This window comes from Streptomyces sp. CMB-StM0423 (assembly GCF_002847285.1).
Lineage (GTDB): Bacteria > Actinomycetota > Actinomycetes > Streptomycetales > Streptomycetaceae > Streptomyces.
Genome location: NZ_CP025407.1, coordinates 1461484 through 1478417, shown reverse-complemented (window position 1 = coordinate 1478417; position 16934 = coordinate 1461484). Strand labels below are relative to the sequence as shown.

14 protein-coding genes are annotated in these 16934 nt (G+C 75.0%); 12 read left to right on the top strand and 2 right to left on the bottom strand.

What is annotated here, in order from left to right:
* The first annotated feature begins 89 nt into the window (after window positions 1-89).
* On the top strand, window positions 90-1235 hold the full coding sequence (locus tag CXR04_RS06215; protein WP_101420880.1) for an abortive phage infection protein: 1146 nt from the start codon (window positions 90-92) through the stop codon (window positions 1233-1235).
* 116 nt (window positions 1236-1351) lie between these two features.
* Complete coding sequence (locus tag CXR04_RS06210; protein WP_101420879.1) at window positions 1352-2155, top strand: PH domain-containing protein; 804 nt, start codon at window positions 1352-1354, stop codon at window positions 2153-2155.
* A gap of 61 nt (window positions 2156-2216) precedes the next feature.
* Here the strand turns inward: CXR04_RS06210 and CXR04_RS06205 are convergent, their stop codons facing one another.
* The gene (locus CXR04_RS06205) at window positions 2217-3050 is read right to left on the bottom strand and encodes a peptidoglycan DD-metalloendopeptidase family protein (protein WP_101420878.1); all 834 of its coding nucleotides are present in this window, start codon (window positions 3048-3050) and stop codon (window positions 2217-2219) included.
* Window positions 3051-3096: 46 nt separating this feature from the next.
* Window positions 3097-4362, bottom strand: a complete 1266-nt coding sequence (locus tag CXR04_RS06200) for an SH3 domain-containing protein (protein ID WP_101420877.1) — start codon at window positions 4360-4362, stop codon at window positions 3097-3099.
* A 186-nt stretch (window positions 4363-4548) separates the two neighbouring features.
* Between CXR04_RS06200 and CXR04_RS06195 the strand changes: the two genes are divergently transcribed.
* From CXR04_RS06195 to CXR04_RS06150, 10 genes are all read left to right on the top strand, one after another.
* Entirely contained in the window at window positions 4549-5553 is a 1005-nt protein-coding gene (locus CXR04_RS06195; protein WP_101420876.1) for a winged helix-turn-helix domain-containing protein, read from the top strand.
* Window positions 5554-5686: 133 nt separating this feature from the next.
* Window positions 5687-6268 carry a phosphoesterase gene (locus CXR04_RS06190; protein WP_101420875.1) on the top strand — a complete coding sequence of 194 codons (582 nt, stop codon included), beginning with the start codon at window positions 5687-5689 and terminating at the stop codon, window positions 6266-6268.
* Entirely contained in the window at window positions 6265-7830 is a 1566-nt protein-coding gene (locus CXR04_RS06185; RefSeq protein ID WP_101420874.1) for an alkaline phosphatase D family protein, read from the top strand. The genes CXR04_RS06190 and CXR04_RS06185 overlap by 4 nt, the downstream gene beginning before the upstream one ends.
* Window positions 7831-8128: 298 nt before the next feature.
* Window positions 8129-8500 (top strand): cell division protein SepF, encoded by a 372-nt coding sequence (locus CXR04_RS06180; protein WP_101420873.1) that lies wholly within the window; start codon window positions 8129-8131, stop codon window positions 8498-8500.
* A 152-nt stretch (window positions 8501-8652) separates the two neighbouring features.
* Window positions 8653-9936: an AAA family ATPase gene (locus CXR04_RS06175; RefSeq protein ID WP_234380085.1), complete on the top strand. Its 1284-nt coding sequence runs from the start codon at window positions 8653-8655 to the stop codon at window positions 9934-9936.
* 166 nt (window positions 9937-10102) lie between these two features.
* A complete protein-coding gene (locus CXR04_RS06170) occupies window positions 10103-10897 on the top strand; it encodes an SDR family oxidoreductase (RefSeq protein WP_101420872.1) in 795 nt (264 codons plus the stop codon).
* Between the two features lie 204 nt (window positions 10898-11101).
* The gene (locus CXR04_RS06165) at window positions 11102-11449 is read left to right on the top strand and encodes a nucleotide pyrophosphohydrolase (RefSeq protein WP_101420871.1); all 348 of its coding nucleotides are present in this window, start codon (window positions 11102-11104) and stop codon (window positions 11447-11449) included.
* Window positions 11446-12384 (top strand): homocysteine S-methyltransferase, encoded by a 939-nt coding sequence (gene mmuM / locus CXR04_RS06160; protein ID WP_101420870.1) that lies wholly within the window; start codon window positions 11446-11448, stop codon window positions 12382-12384. Before CXR04_RS06165 ends, mmuM begins: the two co-directional genes overlap by 4 nt.
* Window positions 12385-12688: 304 nt before the next feature.
* The gene (locus CXR04_RS06155) at window positions 12689-14239 is read left to right on the top strand and encodes a 3' terminal RNA ribose 2'-O-methyltransferase Hen1 (RefSeq protein WP_101420869.1); all 1551 of its coding nucleotides are present in this window, start codon (window positions 12689-12691) and stop codon (window positions 14237-14239) included.
* The gene (locus CXR04_RS06150; RefSeq protein ID WP_101420868.1) at window positions 14236-16899 is read left to right on the top strand and encodes a polynucleotide kinase-phosphatase; all 2664 of its coding nucleotides are present in this window, start codon (window positions 14236-14238) and stop codon (window positions 16897-16899) included. The genes CXR04_RS06155 and CXR04_RS06150 overlap by 4 nt, the downstream gene beginning before the upstream one ends.
* The last annotated feature ends 35 nt before the right edge of the window (window positions 16900-16934 follow it).

Here is a 16934-nt window from a genome sequence, read left to right as displayed (position 1 = left end):
AAGGCCCGGCCGGGCAGGCCGCCGGGCCGGGGTGACGGCGCGAGCCGCGGGAGGCGTACATGCAGGGACGGGGAGTGCGGGCACGGGGGTTGAGCCGGAAGCGGTTCCTGGCCGGGGCGGCGGGGGTCGGGGCCGCTGCGGTGGGCGGGTCGGTGGCCGCCGCGAACAGCGGCGGGGCGGCGGAGCCGGCGCGGACGGCCGGTGGCGCCGGGGGCCGGGGCGGCAGCGGATTGCGGTACCGCAGCGTCTGCTACACCATCGGTGCCGGGGAGACCCCCGCCACCCGGTGGAGCGCCGCCCGGATGCGGCGCGACATCCGCGCCATCCGCGACGGTCTGCACGCCAACGCCGTGAAGGTCACCGGCGACGGCGTGGCCCGCCTGACCGCCACCGCCGAGGAAGCCGCCGAGCGCGGCCTGTACGTACGCGCAGAACCCACCCTCGGCGACCGTCCGCCGCGCGAGATCCTCGACCACCTCGCCGAAGTCGGCCGCCACGCCGAGGGGTTGCGCCGCCAGGGCGCCGGCGTGGAGCTGAGCGTCGGGTGCGAGTTCTGGCTCTTCGTGCCCGGCATCGTGCCCGGCGCGAACGTCTTCGAGCGGATCGAGAACATCCAGAACGGCACCTTCGACCCCGTCGAGATGCAGCGCAAACTGGATGAGTTCACCGCCCGCGCCGCCGCCGTCGGCCGGTCCGTCTTCGGCGGCGAACTCAGCTACGCCGCCGCCCAGGACGACGAAGTCGACTGGAACCTCTTCGACATCGTCGGCATCGACTACTACGGCTACCACCCGCGCCCCGCCGGCTACCGCCGCGACCTGCGCGCCTACCTGCGCTTCGGCAAGCCGCTGTCGATCTCCGAGTTCGGCTGCTGCACCTACGAGGGCGCCCCCGCGGACGGCGGCATGGGGTGGGCCAAGGTCGACTTCGACAAGACCCCGCCGGAGCTGACCGAGCCGCTGGTGCGCAGCGAGCGCACCCAGGCCGCGTACCTCACCGACGTCTACGACGTCATCGACTCGATGGGGCTGCACTCGGCGCACGCCTTCGAGTTCCTCACCCCCGGGTCCTGGCACTGGCCGGACGACCCGGTGCACGACCTCGACACCGTCAGCTACGCCATCGTCAAGCCGGTCCAGGACACCCCCGGCGACCCGGAGTCGCCCTGGCACTGGGAGCCCAAGGAGGCGTACCACGCGCTCGCCTCCCGCTACGCCCGCGCCGCTCGCCGATAGCGGATGCCTGCGCCCGGGTGCCCTCCCCGGGCGCGGCCCCTACCGGACCGCCCGCGGCGGCCGTCGCACGGCTGCGCGGGCGGGGAAGGCCGGGACGGTACGGGACGGGGTGCGCGATGGCCGGTACGACGGGTGGCGGGGGCCGGGTGCGCACGTACCGCGGCCACCTCGGATCGATGATCTTCCTCGCCCTGCTGTGCGCCGTCTTCTGCGGGCTGTTCGCGTTCTTCGGACTCCTGCTGGTCATCGGCGCCGACGCGCCCGCCGCCGTCGCGATCCCGTTCTGCGCCGCCGCGCTGGCCCTGTTGCTCCTCGGCTGCTGCGTCGTCCGCAGCGTGACGATCGTCGACGACAGCGGCATCACGCTCCGCTGGCTGCGCACCAGACGGCTGGCCTGGCCCGATCTCCTCGCCGTCGAGGTCGAGCACAACGCGCCCGCGTCGGCGGAGCGCAAGCGCCCCGTCATGAGCGTCGTCGTCCACCACCGCGACGGCCGCCGGGTGAGCCTGCCCAACGTCATGGACCGCCGCGGCCTGCTCGCCCACCGCGAGGCGCAGGCGATCCGCGAGGTCCGGGAGCGCCGCCGCGGCGCGGACTGGACGCCGCGGCCCGAGGTCACCACCGCCGCACGGGCCAGGGCCGGTGCCGCCGAGCGGAACGAGAACTCACTGGTGGAGGCGATGGGTTGGGGCCGCACCGCGGTCCGTGTGCTGGTCGGCCGCGTGCTGGCGGTCGCCGTCGCCTTCCTGGCCACCGGCAACGCCGGGTCGCTGCCGGACGTCCCCGGCACGGTCTTCGTAGGCGTCTTCGCCGCGGTGGCCATTGCCCCGGTCGCGGTTGCGCCGGCGGGCATGGCCCGCAGACGACGCGACGGGGACGGGGCCGGGGACCGCGAGGGCGGCGAACCGCCGCCCTGGTGAGGAGGCGGGGCCCGGCGCAGGAGCCGGCGCGGGACGCCGGCCCCTGCGGGTCCGAGGGGGTTCAGCAGAGGGGCACGCCCGGCAGCTTCGCGTCCGGATGGTCGATGTAGATGTTGGAGATGAACCCGCGCTGGTCACGCAGGCGGCTCCACCAGTCGTTGGTGTAGCCCTCGGCGTTGACCACGTCGCCCTGCTTCTGGCACTCGACGAAGACGCGCGTCGGCCCCGAAAGGGTCGTCACCACCGGGGCGCTGAGACGCGCGTCCGCGCGGACGTTCACGCCGCTGCCCCAGGTGGAGAAGTTGGTGTTGCCGCAGTTGTCGCTGCGCAGGTGGTACTGGCCGTACGAGCCGGGATACGGCAGCGCCGAGCCGTTGATGCGGATGTCCTGGCCGACGCCGTTGAGGAGCTGCTCGTAGTGGATGTGGGCGCCGGAGGAGTTGCCGGTGCTGCCCGTGACGCCGATCTGCTGGCCCTGGCCGACCGAGGCGCCGTTGGCGACGGAGAACGACGCGAGGTGGAAGTAGTACGTCTTCCAGCCGCCGCCGTGGTCGATGACGATGTAGTTGCCGGCGCCGCCCGCCTGGTAGTGGCGGGTGGCGGTGCCCGCCGCGGAGGCGACCGTCGGTGTGCCCGCGGTGCCGCCGCCGTCGGAGCGGATGAAGTCCAGCGCGCGGCGCACCTCGGCGCTGTGATGGCTGTACGTCCACTGCTGGCCGCAGGGGAACGGCGCCTTGAAGTTCGGCGCCAGCATGGGGCTCGGGTCGGCCTGCGCCGGCGCCGCAGCGGTCAGTCCCAGCAGCGTCAGCAGCGCCGCGACGACGACCGCCGCGGCCCGCCGCGCCGGCCGGCGGGCGGAAGCGGCGGCGGGGGAGGAGTGGGGTCTGCGAGGCATCGGGTCGCCTCCTTCGGTGGGGGTGGAAGGTGCGGGGGTGGCGCGTTCAGCACTCGGGGACGCCCGGCAGCCAGGCGTCGGCGACGTCGATGAAGATGTTGGAGATGTAGCCGCCGTAGTCGGGCAGGTAGGCCCAGGCGTCGTTGGTGTGGCCGTCGTACGTGATCCGCTCGCCGCGCTCCTGGCACTCCACCCGCACCTGCGTAGGACCGGGCAGGGTGGTCAGCACCGCGGAGGAGGTGGTGGACGCCTGGCGGACCCGCACGTCGGTGCCCCAGGTGGGGAACCGCTTGCCGGTCTGGTCGCCGGTCCACAGGAACGTCACGTCGACCCAGCCGTTGTCGTTCAGGCCGACGTTGTAGAACGTGCCGTCGGCGAGGTCGATGCCCGCCGGGTTCGCGACCCGGCGGCCGAACTCGTCGCGCCCGCCGTTGTAGCCGTTCTGGTACGCCGCCTGCGCCTCCGGCATGCCCTGCGGCAGGTCCCGCCACGACTCGCGCACCGACGGCGGACTCCAGTAGTCGTCCTTGGTGTTCCACGGGCCCACGTCCCACACCGGCGCCGTCTCGCACCGCGCCGGGCCGCAGACCTGCACCGAGTACTCGGCGCTGCCCTTCGGGGACAGCCCGCGCCGCGACGGCAGGGCCACGAAGTGGTCGTTGGGCTGGATGACATGGCCGTTGGCGGTCGTGCCGCCCACCAGGCCCTCGCGGGTGGCGAACAGCCGGTACGTCAGCGGGGCCGCGGCGGCGCTCGCGCGCGGCGCCGCGTCCGTGTCGGCCCGTAGCCGCAGCCCCTGGACCGACGGGGCGGCGCCGGTGCCGGCGGCGCGCAGCGTCAGCCGGGCCTGGACCTCGGTGACCGCGAACGGCAGCCGGGCCGCCTCCGCCGCGTCCGCGCCCGCGGGCAGCCACTCCGTCCAGCCGCCGTCCGGCGCCCGGCCGCGGACGTCGACCGCAACCTCGGCGCCCGCCGGGACGCGGGCGTCCAGCCCGGCCCGTACCCGGTTGACGGGACGGCCGAGCCGCTCCGGCGCCAGGACCTGGCTGCCCTCGCCGGGGACCGACCGCAGGGACGCGGGTGCGGCCGTCTGCGAACGCAGCCGCAGATCGCCCTGTACGTACCGGACGTTGACGTCGTCCGCGCCGACGTCCGCGAGGTCCGCCCGCCAGGTGGCGGGCGGCGCGGGGCCGCCGGCCTCCGCCGTGCCGCCGGCCGCCCCGGCATACGCCGGGTGCGCGACGGCGGCCGCGCAGATCGCGCCGGTCAGCGCAACCCTGCGCCACCGGCTCCGTGTTGGTGTGCGCCGCATCTGGCTCCTTCCCGTGTTCCGTAGCTGCTCGCGAAGGTGCTGGCCGTGCGGCGACGCATCGTAGGCACCCCTGGACCCCCGCGCCGCACGGGTTTTCCGCCACCGTCGAAAACCCGAGTCCACCGCGGCCGGAACGGGAGCGGTCGCGCCGGAGACAGCGCAGGCCGCGGGTGGTTACCCTCGGGTATGGCCGGAAAGCTTCATGTCCACTTCAATGACCGGGACTTCCGCCACGTCCAGCTCGCGCGCACCGCCGACCCGATCTGGGAGGCGATCCTCGGGCTGCACGTCGCATACACCCCCGCACCCCGCCTCCCCGCCAGACTGCGCCCCTGGCACCGCCGCGCCCGCCACCGGCTGCAACAGCACGACCTGCGCCGCACCTGCCGGTTCGTCAACGGCATCGCACCCGCCGACGCCCGCTACTTCCCCGACTTCCTCACCCCCGCCGAATCCGAGGACGGCATCACCGCCGCCCTGCGCACCCTGCGCGCCACCCCCGCCACCCGCCTCGCCCGCGAAATCCGCCTCGCCGCCCGGCACCGCCCCCTGCCCTCCTGGACCCGCCGCCTCGCCGCCGGCGACCGCACCGTACTCGCCGACCTCGCCGACGCCTTACACCACCTCCACCACCACCTCGTCGCCCCCGACTGGAGCGAAATAGAAGCCACCGTCGCCGCCGACCGCGCCCGCCAGCTCGAAGCCCTCGAAACCGGCCTGCCCGCCGTCCTCGCCACCCTCGAACCCTTCACCTGGACCGACCCCGTCCTCACCGCCCCCTACCCCGTCGACTCCACCCTCCACCTGCACGGCCGCGGACTCCGCCTCATCCCCTCCTACTTCTGCCACACCACCCCCGTCGCCCTCGCCGACCCCGGACTCCCACCCGTCGTCGTCCACCCCGTACGCCGCCACCCCGCCCCGCCCGCCACCACCGGCCCCACCCCGCGCCGCCACACCGCACTCGCCGCCCTCCTCGGCACCAGCCGCGCCCGCATCCTCGCCGCCCTCACCCCCACCCCCGCCCCCGCCACCACCGGCGGCATCGCCGCCCGCCTCGGCATGCCCGCCTCCTCCGTCAGCGGCCACCTCACCGTCCTGCGCCGCGCCGGCCTCGCCGAAAGCGAACGCGCCGGACCCCACGTCGTCCACCGCCTCACCGCCCGCGGCCGGCACCTCCTCGACGGCTGACCCGCACAACCCGTGCCGCACCCGCGCCCGGCACCATTCGCCGCACGTCTTCCGCAGGTTCACCCGCCGCTGCTGTGATACCTGCGCCCCACACCCCGCACACACCCCCACCTCGACCACCAGGGAGGCAGGCGTGAACCTCGTCGTCAACGGCGACGCAGAGACCGGGCCCGGAGGCACCGCGGACCCCGTCACCACCGTCCACGGCTGGCGCCTCACCCAAGGCGCCCCCGCCCTCGTCCCGTACGACCTCGGCGGCGGCTACCCCACCCCCGACGACCCCGGCCCCACCACCCGCGGCACCCGCTTCTTCACCGGCGGCAACAGCCCCCGCACCGCACTCCTCCAGGACATCGACCTCCCCCGCACAGGCGCCACCGGACACAAAGCCATCGACGCCGGCCGCGTCCACTACACCCTCACCGCCTGGCTCGGCGGCTACGCCGACCAGCAGGACGGCGCCCGGCTCGCCGTCGAACTCCGCGACCCCCAGGGCACCCCCCTCGCCCTCAGCGTCCTCGGCCCCGTCACCGCAGAAGAACGCGCCGGCCGCACCGCCCTCCTCGAACGCACCGCCACCGCCCCCGTACCCCCCGGCGCCCGCACCGCCCGCCTCCTGCTCACCCTCACCCGCGCCGGCGGCACCGCCAACGACGGCTACGCCGACGCCCTCACCCTCGCCCTCACCGCCACCCGCCGAGGAGGCCGCCCGTGACCGTCGACCGCCGCACCCTCCTCAAATCCGCGGCCGCCGCCGGCGCCCTCGGCGCCGCCTGGCCCCTCACCGCAGGACTCGGCCCCGCCCAGGCCCGCGCCGCCGCCGAGAAACTCGGCGCCCGATACGACACCGCACCCTTCACCCTCGGCATCGCCTCCGGCGACCCACAGCCCGACTCCGTCCTGCTGTGGACCCGCCTCGCCCCCGAACCCCTCGCCGCCGAACAAGACCTCCCCGACATCGTCGAAGTCCGCTGGACCGTCGCAGAAGACCCCGAACTGCGCCGCGTCGTCGCCAGCGGCACCGCACCCGCCTCCGCCACCCTCGGCCACAGCGTCCACATCCCCGTCACCGGCCTCACCCCCGGCCGCACCTACCACTACGCCTTCAGCGCCCTCGGCCGCACCAGCCGCACCGGCCGCACCCGCACCGCCCCCGGCGGCACCGTCGGCCGCGTCCGCTTCGCCGCCGCCAACTGCCAGGCGTTCCACGACGGCTACTACGCCGCCCACCGCGGCATCGCCGCCGAGAACGTCGACTTCGTCATCCACCTCGGCGACTACATCTACGAACACGGCCAGGTCGGCGGCGTACCGGAAGACCACGTCCGCGACCACGACGGACCCGAGATCCTCACCCTCGCCGACTACCGCAAACGCCACGCCCTCTACAAAGGCGACCCCGCACTCCGCGACGCCCACGCCGCCCACCCCTGGTTCCTCACCTGGGACGACCACGAAGTCGTCAACGACTACAGCGGCAGCGGCGGCGGCGCCCCCTTCGTACGCCGCCGCGCCGCCGCCTACCAGGCGTGGTACGAACACATGCCGCACCGCGACTCCTTCGGCGACTCCGCACTCCCCGACCCCGAGATCCACCGCACCCGCGACTGGGGCGGACTCGTCCAGCTCGCCATCCTCGACCTGCGCTCCCACCGCTCCGCGCAGAACCTCCCCGACGGCACCATCCTCGGCACCGACCAGAAGAACTGGCTCAAGCACCACATCGACAACGCCCCCGACACCTGGCACGTCTGGGCCAACTCGATCATGCTCAGCCAGCTCCGCGGCGCACCCGGCGGCCCGTACATGTTCACCGACCAGTGGGACGGCTTCCTCGCCGAACGCAAGGAAGTCCTCCAGCACGTCCACGCCGCCGGCCTCGAAGACCTCGTCGTCGTCACCGGCGACTGGCACTCCGCCTTCGTCGACGACATCCGCACCGACTACGACAACCCCGAATCGCCACTTGTCGGCACCGAGTTCACCGCCCACTCCGTCACCTCCGGCGCGTACTCACCGGACTGGAACCGGACCAACGGACCCGTCATGGGCGCCGCCAACCCGCACCTCAAGTACTTCGAAGGCAACCGCTACGGCTACGACGTCTACGACGTCACCCCCGAACGCTTCAGCGCCCACATGCGCGTCATCGGCGACCGCCGCGACCCCGACTCGCCCGTCACCACGCTCACCACCTTCCACGTCGACCGCGGCACGACCGGCAGCCACGAGGACGAGGCGACGAAGAACTCCCCGGCCCAGTACCGCCGCGACTGACGCGCGGCACTCCAGGGCGCCCAGGCGGTCGGCACCCGGCCGGACCCCGCACGCCGTCGGCCGCGCGGCGTACGGACCCGGCCGGGTTGCCGCCTGGGGATCCCGCCCGATCGTCCGCCGCGCCCAACACCCGAGTCAATCCTCGGATTTGCTTGAGACGGGCCGAGCCGAACCTTGGAGCCGCCCGGGACGTAAAAACCCGGATTCCCGTGTGTCCCTGCGCGGTCACCTGTTCGGCCCATCGATAGACTCGCCCGATGGCCGCACCGGGAGCACGCGGAACTGCAGAGGAGGCACGTTGACCGGACATGACGTCACCGACGAGCAGTGGCAGGGGCTCGCCGAAGTCGTCCCCCTGCGCGGCAACGAATGGCCCTCCTGGACCGGGCACCAAGCCCTCGACGACCCCGAAGCCGACGCCGACCAGCGGCAGTTCGTCGTCATCCGCTGCCAGGTCTTCGCCGACGCCCGGCGCGTCGCCGAATACCTGATAGCGCAAGTCCCCGTCCTGCTCGACCTCACCGGCGCCGAGCCCGACGTGGCCAAACGCATCCTCGACTTCGCCAGCGGCGTCACCTTCGGCATCCAGAGCAGCATGCACCGCGTCGACCGCAACGTCTTCCTCCTCGCCCCCCTCGGCACGGAAGTCGAACCGGTCGCAGGCCACTGACGCCGTCGTTCGCTCACCGACCGCCGGCCCGGCGCCCTTACCGCGACCGAACGGGCGGGCCCCCACGGATCCGCGGGGGGCTCGCCCGTTCGGGCGAAGGTGCCGCTGCCGGAACGGTTCCGCTGCCGGCGCGCTCAATAGCGTCCGGGAACATGACCTCCCCCACCGGGCACCCTCCCCGCGCCCCCCGCGACCTCCCGCGCGACCCGCCGCGGGACACCACCCTGCGCACCGCCCACACCGGCCGCCACCCCCACACCGACCGCGCCACCCTCGGCGAACTCCGCGTCTCCGCCTTCAAGTCGCACCGCGGCACCCGGCTCGGCCTCGGCCCGGTCACCCTGCTTACCGGCGGCAGCGGCAGCGGCAAGACCGCGGCCCTGGAAGCCTGCGGCGTCCTGGCCAGACTCGGCGCCGGAGCCACCTTGGAAGAGGCGTTCGCCCCGGTGCCGGGAGGCGTCGCCGCCTGCGTACCGCAGCGGGCCAAACCCGACGCCGCCGGCCGCCGCGGCGTCCGCCTCGGCTGCACCGTCCGCGGCCCCCTCGGCGACGTACGGCTCGATGTCGCCGTACAGGCCGAACCCGAACTCCGCATCGTCGGCGAACGCCTCACCGGCGCCGGGCACACCCTGCTCGCCACCGCACTCCGCGACCCCCGGCGCGACCGCGTCCAAGCCTCCTGGCACACCGCGGGCCCCGCCCCCGTCACCCGCGCCCCGCTCCCCGACGACCGGCTCGGCACCGCCCTCTTACCGCTCCGCATCGGCGGCCGCACGGACGGCGAACACCTCGTGCTCGCCGCCGCGGAACAAGCCGTCCTCGCCCTCCGCTCCGTCTATCCCTGCGACCCGCACCCCGCCCTGATGCGCGCCGCCACGGCCGTACCGATCGGCGGCGAACAACTCACCCCCGACAGCCGCAACCTCCCCGCGGTCCTGCGCCGCGTACGCGACGAGTGCAGCCTGCGGCACGCGGCCCTCGTGGACGCCCTGCGCGGCGGCTGCGCGGGCCCGGTCCACGACCTGACGACGGAGGAGTACGGGGACGGGCTGGTCCGCGCCGTCCTGCTGCGCGAACCTGGCCGGCGCAGCACCCCGGTCGAGACGCTGGGCGACGGCGAGTTGCGCTACCTCGCGATGGCGCTTGTCCTGCTCACCGGCCCCGGGGTGCTGGCGGTGGACCCGGCCTCGGAGGTGCTGCCGGCCCGCCAGGTGCTGACGGTCCTGGCGGACGGGCTCGACCGGAGCCTGGACGCCCGGCAGGCGAGGGAACTCGTGGCGCTGTCCGGGCGGATGGGCGCGCGCGGCCACATCCGGGTGCTCGGCTCGGTCGGCGACCCGTCGCTGGCGGAGGCGGAGTGCGCCACGGCGGTGCCGCTGCCGCAGCGGCGGGAGCGGCCGGGGCAGGGGCGGGAGGGAGCGAAGGCGGAGGCATGACGGCGGACGACTGACGGATGCCAGATGTCAGATGTCAGATGTCGGAATCTGTCAGTCGTCAGTTCGTGGGAAAAGGCGTTGCGGGGCGGGCGGGGGTGTGCCCGATCATGGGGAGCCGCCGATTCCGGTGAGGCGACCCCCACGAACGAAGCGAAACGGAGTGCACATGCCCCTCCAGGGCCGGACCGCACTGGTCACCGGCGTGAGCCGCGAGCAGGGAATCGGGTTCGCCATCGCCCGCCGGCTGCTGGCCGACGGCACGCGCGTCTTCGCGCACGGCTGGACGCCGCACGACGACGAGATGCCCTGGGGCGCCGACCGCGGCGGCACCGCCGCCGTCACCGCCGCCCTCGGCGGCGAGGGCGACCGGCTCGCCTACGCCCACGCCGACCTCGCGGAAGCCGATGCCCCCGCCGCGCTGCTGGCCGCGGCGGGGGAGCGGTACGGGATGGTGGACACGCTGGTCGTCAACCACGCCCGCAGCTCCACGTACGACCTCGACCGGCTGACGGCCGCCGAACTGGACCTGTGCTGGGCGGTGAACGTCCGGGCCACGCTGCTGCTGGTGCAGGCGTACGCGGCGCAGTACGACGCGGCGGCGGGAAAGGAGCGGGGCGGCGGCCGGGTCGTGCTCTTCACCTCCGGCCAGCATCTGGCACCGATGAGCCAGGAGATCCCGTACGCCGCCACGAAGGGAGCGCTTCAGCAGTTGACGCTGACGCTCTCGGACGCCCTCGTCGACCGCGGCATCACCGTGAACTGCATCAACCCCGGCCCCACGGACACCGGTTGGGCGACCGACGAACTGGCCGCCCAGGTGGGCCGGGCGCTTCCCCGCGGCACGTGGAACACGCCGGACGAGGCGGCGGCCGTGGTGGCGCTGCTCCTGGGCGACGACGCGGCGACCATCACGGGCAACACGGTCGACGCGGAGTCGGGCTTCCGGCGCTGGGTGTACTGAGGTGTACCGAGGCGTGGTCGTCACGTGCCCGTCACGGCCGTGCGGCGAAGGCGGCCGCGCCGCCGTCCCGCACCGTGCCGCGCCGCCGTCCTCCGTCACGCCGAGACGTCGACCTCCGCGTCGGCCGGCACGCGGCGATGCTGCGGCGGCAAGAGGGCGCCGGCGGACGGATTCACCGTGGGCCCGGGTGGTAGACAGGGGCGCATGAGCGACGACGTGCAGGCACTGCAGAAGCGGCTCGTGGCGTTTGCCGCGGCGCGGGACTGGGAGCAGTACCACACACCCAAGAACCTGGCCGCGGCGCTGAGTGTGGAGGCCGCGGAGCTGGTGGAGATCTTCCAGTGGCTGACGCCCGAGGAGTCCGCGCGGATCATGGCGGACCCGGAGGCGGCGCACCGGGTGACGGACGAGGTCGCGGACGTGCTGTCGTACCTGCTGCAGTTCTGCTCGGCGGTGGGGGTGGACCCGCTGGCGGCGCTGGCGGCGAAGATCGAGCGCAACGAGTCGCGGTTCCCGGCGGCCAAGGATCCGGAGCCGGGGGAGGGGAGTTGAGACCCCTCTCGTCGTTCCCGGAAGCGGTCGGGCGGGCCGCGGCCGGCGGCCCGCCCCTCGTGCTCGACGGGGGCCTGTCGAACCAGCTCGAAGCGCAGGGCTGCGACCTTCGCGACGCGCTGTGGTCGGCCCGGGTGCTCGCGGAGGAGCCGGCGCAGATCGAGGCCGCGCACGCCGCGTACGTACGGGCCGGGGCGGACGTGCTGCTGACGGCGAGCTACCAGGCGACGTTCGAGGGCTTCGCACGCCGCGGCGTCGGGCGGGCGGAGGCGGCCCGGCTGCTGACGAGCAGCGTGGCGCTGGCCCGGCGGGTGGCGGACGAGGCGCCCCGGCCGGTGTGGGTGGCGGCGTCTGCGGGCCCGTACGGGGCGATGCTGGCGGACGGTTCGGAGTACCACGGCCGCTACGGGGCCGGGGTGGGCGTCGCGGAGCTGGAGCGCTTCCACCGGCCCCGGCTGGAGGTGCTGGCGGCGGCGGAGCCGGACGTGCTGGCGCTGGAGACCGTCCCGGGCGTGACGGAGGCGACGGCGCTGCTGCGGGCGGCGTCGGGTCTCGGCGCACCGGTGTGGCTGACGTACACGGTCGCGGGCGGGGCGACCCGGGCGGGCGAGCCGCTGGCGGACGCCTTCGCGGTCGCGGCGGACGACGAGGGGGTGGCGGCGGTCGGCGTCAACTGCTGCGCGCCGGAGGACGTCGCGTACGCGGTGGAGACGGCGGCCCGCGTCACGGGCAAACCGGTGCTGGCGTACCCCAACAGCGGCGAGACCTGGAACGCGGAGACCCATGCCTGGCGCGGCCCCGGCTCGTTCGACGCCCCGACGGCGGCCGGTTGGCGCCACGCGGGCGCCGCCGCCCTGGGCGGCTGCTGCCGCGTGGGCCCGCAGGCGATCGCCACCCTGGCGGCGGAACTGCACGGAAGCGGCACGGCCCGCTGAGCACCGCTCTCGACGGTGAGCACCGACCCGCGCCGCGACCGCCGCTCTCCGGCGCGGCCGCCGCTCTCCGGCGCGACCGCCGCTCTCCGGCGCGACCGCCGCTCTCCGGCGCGACCGCCGCTCTCCGGCGCGACCGCCGCTCCCCGGCGAGAGCACCGCTCCCCGGCGAGAGCACCGCTCCCCGACGTGAGCAGCCCGCCGCACCAAGAGCACTGCTCTCGGACGAGAGCACCGCTCGCGCGCCACCCGCCCCCGCCCGAAACCCGATGGCCCCCGCCCCACCCCGCGCGAAATACTCGTTCACGTGTTCCTGACCATTACCGCGACCGGCACCGACGCCGCGCCCGCCACCGACCTCGGCTTCCTCCTGCACAAGCACCCCGGCAAGGCGCAGGAGTTCGCCACCTCGCGCGGCACGGCCCACGTCTTCTACCCCGAGGCGACCCCCGCCCGCTGCACCGCCGCGCTGCTCCTCGAAGTGGACCCCGTCGGCCTCGTGCGCGCCGCGAAGGGCAAGGGCAAGGGCGGCAAGGGCAAGAGCCCCGACTCCGCCCTCGCGCAGTACGTCAACGACCGGCCCTACGCCGCCTCCTCCCTCCTCGCCGTCGCGCTCAGCCGCGTCTTCCGCACCGCCATGACCGGCACCAGCCGCACCCACCCCGAGCGCGCCGCCCGGCCCCTCCCGCTGCGCGTCGAGGTCCCCGCCGTCCCCGCCCGCGGCGGCCCCGGGCTCGTCGAGCGCCTCTTCGCGCCCATGGGCTGGCAGGTCACCGCCGACGCCGTGCCGCTGGACCCCGAGTTCCCCGAGTGGGGCGACTCGCGGTACGTGTCCCTCACCCTCGACGGCGAGGTGCGGCTCGCCGACGCGCTGCGCCACCTGTACGTCCTGCTGCCGGTGCTCGACGACGCCAAGCACTACGGCGTCGCCCCCGACGAGGTCGACAAGCTGCTGCGCGCCGGCAAGGGCTGGCTGGAGGACCACCCCGAGCAGCACCTCATCACCGGCCGGTACCTCTCCCGCCGCTGGTCGCTCGCCCGCGAGGCGCGGGAGCGGCTGGAGCTGGCCCGCCTCGCCGAGTCCGACGACGCCGAGCCGGAGGAGCTGGACAACGCCGTCGACGAGGCGGCCGACACCGAGGAGAAGCCGGTGCCGCTCGCGGTGCAGCGCCGCGCCGCCATCGCCGAGGCGCTGCGCGCCGCCGGCGCGGCCCGGGTGCTCGACCTCGGCTGCGGCCAGGGCCAGTTGGTCAAGGAGCTGCTGAACGACCCGCGGTTCACCGAGATCGTCGGCGTCGACGTGTCCGTACGCGCCCTCGCCGCCGCCTCCCGCAGGCTGCGGCTGGAGCGCATGGGCGAGCGGCAGGCCGCGCGCGTGTCGCTGCTGCAGAGCGCGCTCACGTACACCGACCGCCGGCTCGCGGGCTACGACGCCGCCGTGCTGAGCGAGGTCGTCGAGCACGTCGACCCGCCGCGGCTGCCCGCCCTGGAGTACGCCGTCTTCGGCTCCGCCCGTCCCGGGACGGTGGTCGTGACGACGCCCAACTCCGAGTACAACGTGCGCTGGGAGTCGCTGCCCGCCGGCCATGTCCGGCACGCGGACCACCGCTTCGAGTGGACCCGGGCGGAGTTCCGTGCCTGGGCCGAGCCGGTGGCGGCACGGTTCGGGTACGCGGTGGCGTACGAGGGCGTGGGCCCGGACGACCCGGAGGCCGGCCCCCCGACCCAGCTCGCGGTCTTCACCAGGACCGCCACCCGCACCCGCACCGAAACAAGCACCGACAGAACCACCGGCAGAACCACCGGCACCACCACCGGAACGACCAGCCCCGCCCGCACCCCGAAGGAGGCGTCATGAGCGACACCACCCCGGCACCCGGCACCGCACCCCGCCGCCTCGGCGTCCCCGACCTCTCCCTCGTCGTCCTCGTCGGCACCACGGGATCCGGCAAGTCCACTTTCGCCCGGCGGCACTTCAAGCCGACCGAGGTCCTCTCCTCCGACTTCTGCCGCGGCCTCGTCGCCGACGACGAGAACGACCAGTCCGCCTCCGGCGACGCCTTCGACGTCCTGCACTACATCGCCGGCAAACGCCTCGCCGCGGGCCGGCTCACCGTCGTCGACGCCACCAGCGTCCAGCCCGAGGCCCGCCGCCAGCTCGTCCGGCTCGCCCGCGAGCACGACGTGCTGCCCGTCGCGATCGTCCTCGACGTCCCCGAGAGCGTCTGCCGCGAGCGCAACGCCGCCCGCCCCGACCGCGCCGGCATGGGCGCCCACGTCATCCCGCGGCAGCGCCGCGAGCTGCGCCGCGGCCTGCGCGGGCTGCAGCGCGAGGGTTTCCGCGCCGTGCACCACCTGCGCGGCACGGACGAGATCGACGCCGCCCAGGTCGTGCTGGAGCGCCGGTACAACGATCTGGCCCACCTCACAGGACCGTTCGACCTCATCGGCGACGTGCACGGCTGCGCGAGCGAGCTGGAGACGCTGCTGACGAGCCTCGGGTACGAGGACGGGGTGCACCCCGCGGGCCGTACGGCGGTCTTCGTCGGCGACCTCGTCGACCGCGGCCCCGACAGCCCCGGTGTGCTGCGCCGCGTCATGGGCATGGTCGCCGCGGGCAGCGCGCTGTGCGTGCCCGGCAACCACGAGAACAAGCTGGGCCGCCTCCTGCACGGCCGCAACGTCAAGCTGACGCACGGCCTCGCCGAGACCGTCGAGCAGTTGGAGCGCGCGGAGGCGGCGGAGCCCGGGTTCCGCGAGCGGGTGCGGACGTTCGTCGACGGGCTCGTCAGCCACTACGTCCTCGACGGCGGCGGGCTCGTCGTCAGCCACGCCGGCCTGCCGGAGAAGTACCACGGCCGCACCTCCGGCCGGGTGCGCTCCTTCGCGCTGTACGGGGACACGACGGGCGAGACCGACGAGTACGGGCTGCCGGTGCGCTATCCGTGGGCCGAGGAGTACCGCGGCCGCGCCGCCGTCGTCTACGGCCACACCCCGACGCCGGAGGCGTCGTGGATCAACAACACCCTCTGCCTCGACACCGGCTGCGTCTTCGGCGGCAAGCTGACCGCGCTGCGCTGGCCGGAGCGCGAGCTGGTCGACGTCCCGGCCGAGCGGGTCTGGTACGAGCCGGTCAAGCCGCTCGCGGCCGGCGCCCCGGGTACGGACGCCGCACAGGCGGGTACGGCCGGCGACCGCCCGCTGGACCTCGCAGACGTGCACGGCCGCCGCGTCGTGGAGACCGGCCAGCACGGCCGCGTCGCCGTACGGGAGGAGAACGCGGCGGCGGCCCTGGAGGTCATGAGCCGCTTCGCGGTCGACCCGCGGCTGCTCCTCTACCTGCCGCCGACGATGGCGCCGACCGCCACCTCCGGCGAGGAGGGGCATCTGGAGCACCCGGCGGAGGCGTTCGCGGCGTACCGCGCGGACGGCGTGGCGCGGGTGGTGTGCGAGGAGAAGCACATGGGCTCGCGCGCCGTGGCGCTGGTGTGCCGGGACGCGGGCGTCGCGGAGAAGCGCTTCGGCCTGCCGCCGGGCTCGGGCGTGACGGGCGCGCTGCACACGCGCACCGGCCGCCCGTTCTTCTCCGACGCCGAGCGCACCGAGCAGGTGCTCGCCCGCGTCCGCGACGCGGCGACGGGGGCCGGGCTGTGGGAGGAGCTGGGTACGGACTGGCTGCTGCTCGACGCCGAGCTGCTGCCGTGGTCGCTGAAGGCGGGCGGGCTGCTGCGGCAGCAGTACGCCGCGGTGGGCGCGGCGTCGCGGGCGGTGTTCCCGGGTGCGCTGGCGGCGCTGGAGGCGACGCGGACGCGCCTGGCGGCCACCGCGCCGACGGCACCCCCGGCCGCCGGCACCGACGCCGGCGCCGCGGAGCCCGACCCCGCCACCGCCCTCGCCGCGCTCCTCGGCCGCCAGCGCGAGCGGGCCGTCGACGCCGAGGCGTTCTCGGCCGCGTACCGCCGCTACTGCTGGCCGGTCGACGGCCTCGACGGCGTGCGCCTGGCCCCGTTCCAGCTCCTCGCCGCCGAGGGCCGGAACCTGGCCGGTGAGCCGCACGACGCCCAGCTCGCCCTGCTCGACCGGCTGGTGGCGCAGGACGCCACCGGCCTGCTCCGGCGCACCGGGCGGCTGTACGTCGACACCGGCGACGACGAGTCGGTGGCCGCGGGCGTGGCCTGGTGGCAGGAGATGACGGCGGCCGGCGGCGAGGGCATGGTCGTCAAGCCGCTCCAGGCACTGGTACGGAGCGGGGAGGGCCGGCTCGTACAGCCGGGCGTCAAGTGCCGCGGCCGGGAGTACCTGCGGATCATCTACGGCCCGGAGTACACCCGGCCGGAGAACCTGACCCGGCTGCGCAGCCGCTACCTGGGCCACAAGCGCTCCCTGGCGCTGCGCGAGTACGCGCTGGGCCTCGAAGCGCTGGACCGGCTGGCGGCGGGGGAGCCGCTGTGGCGGGTGCACGAGGCGGTGTTCGCGGTGCTGGCGCTGGAGTCGGAGCCGGTGGACCCGCGGCTGTGAGACGGGCGGGCCCGCGCACCACCACCGCGGGCCCG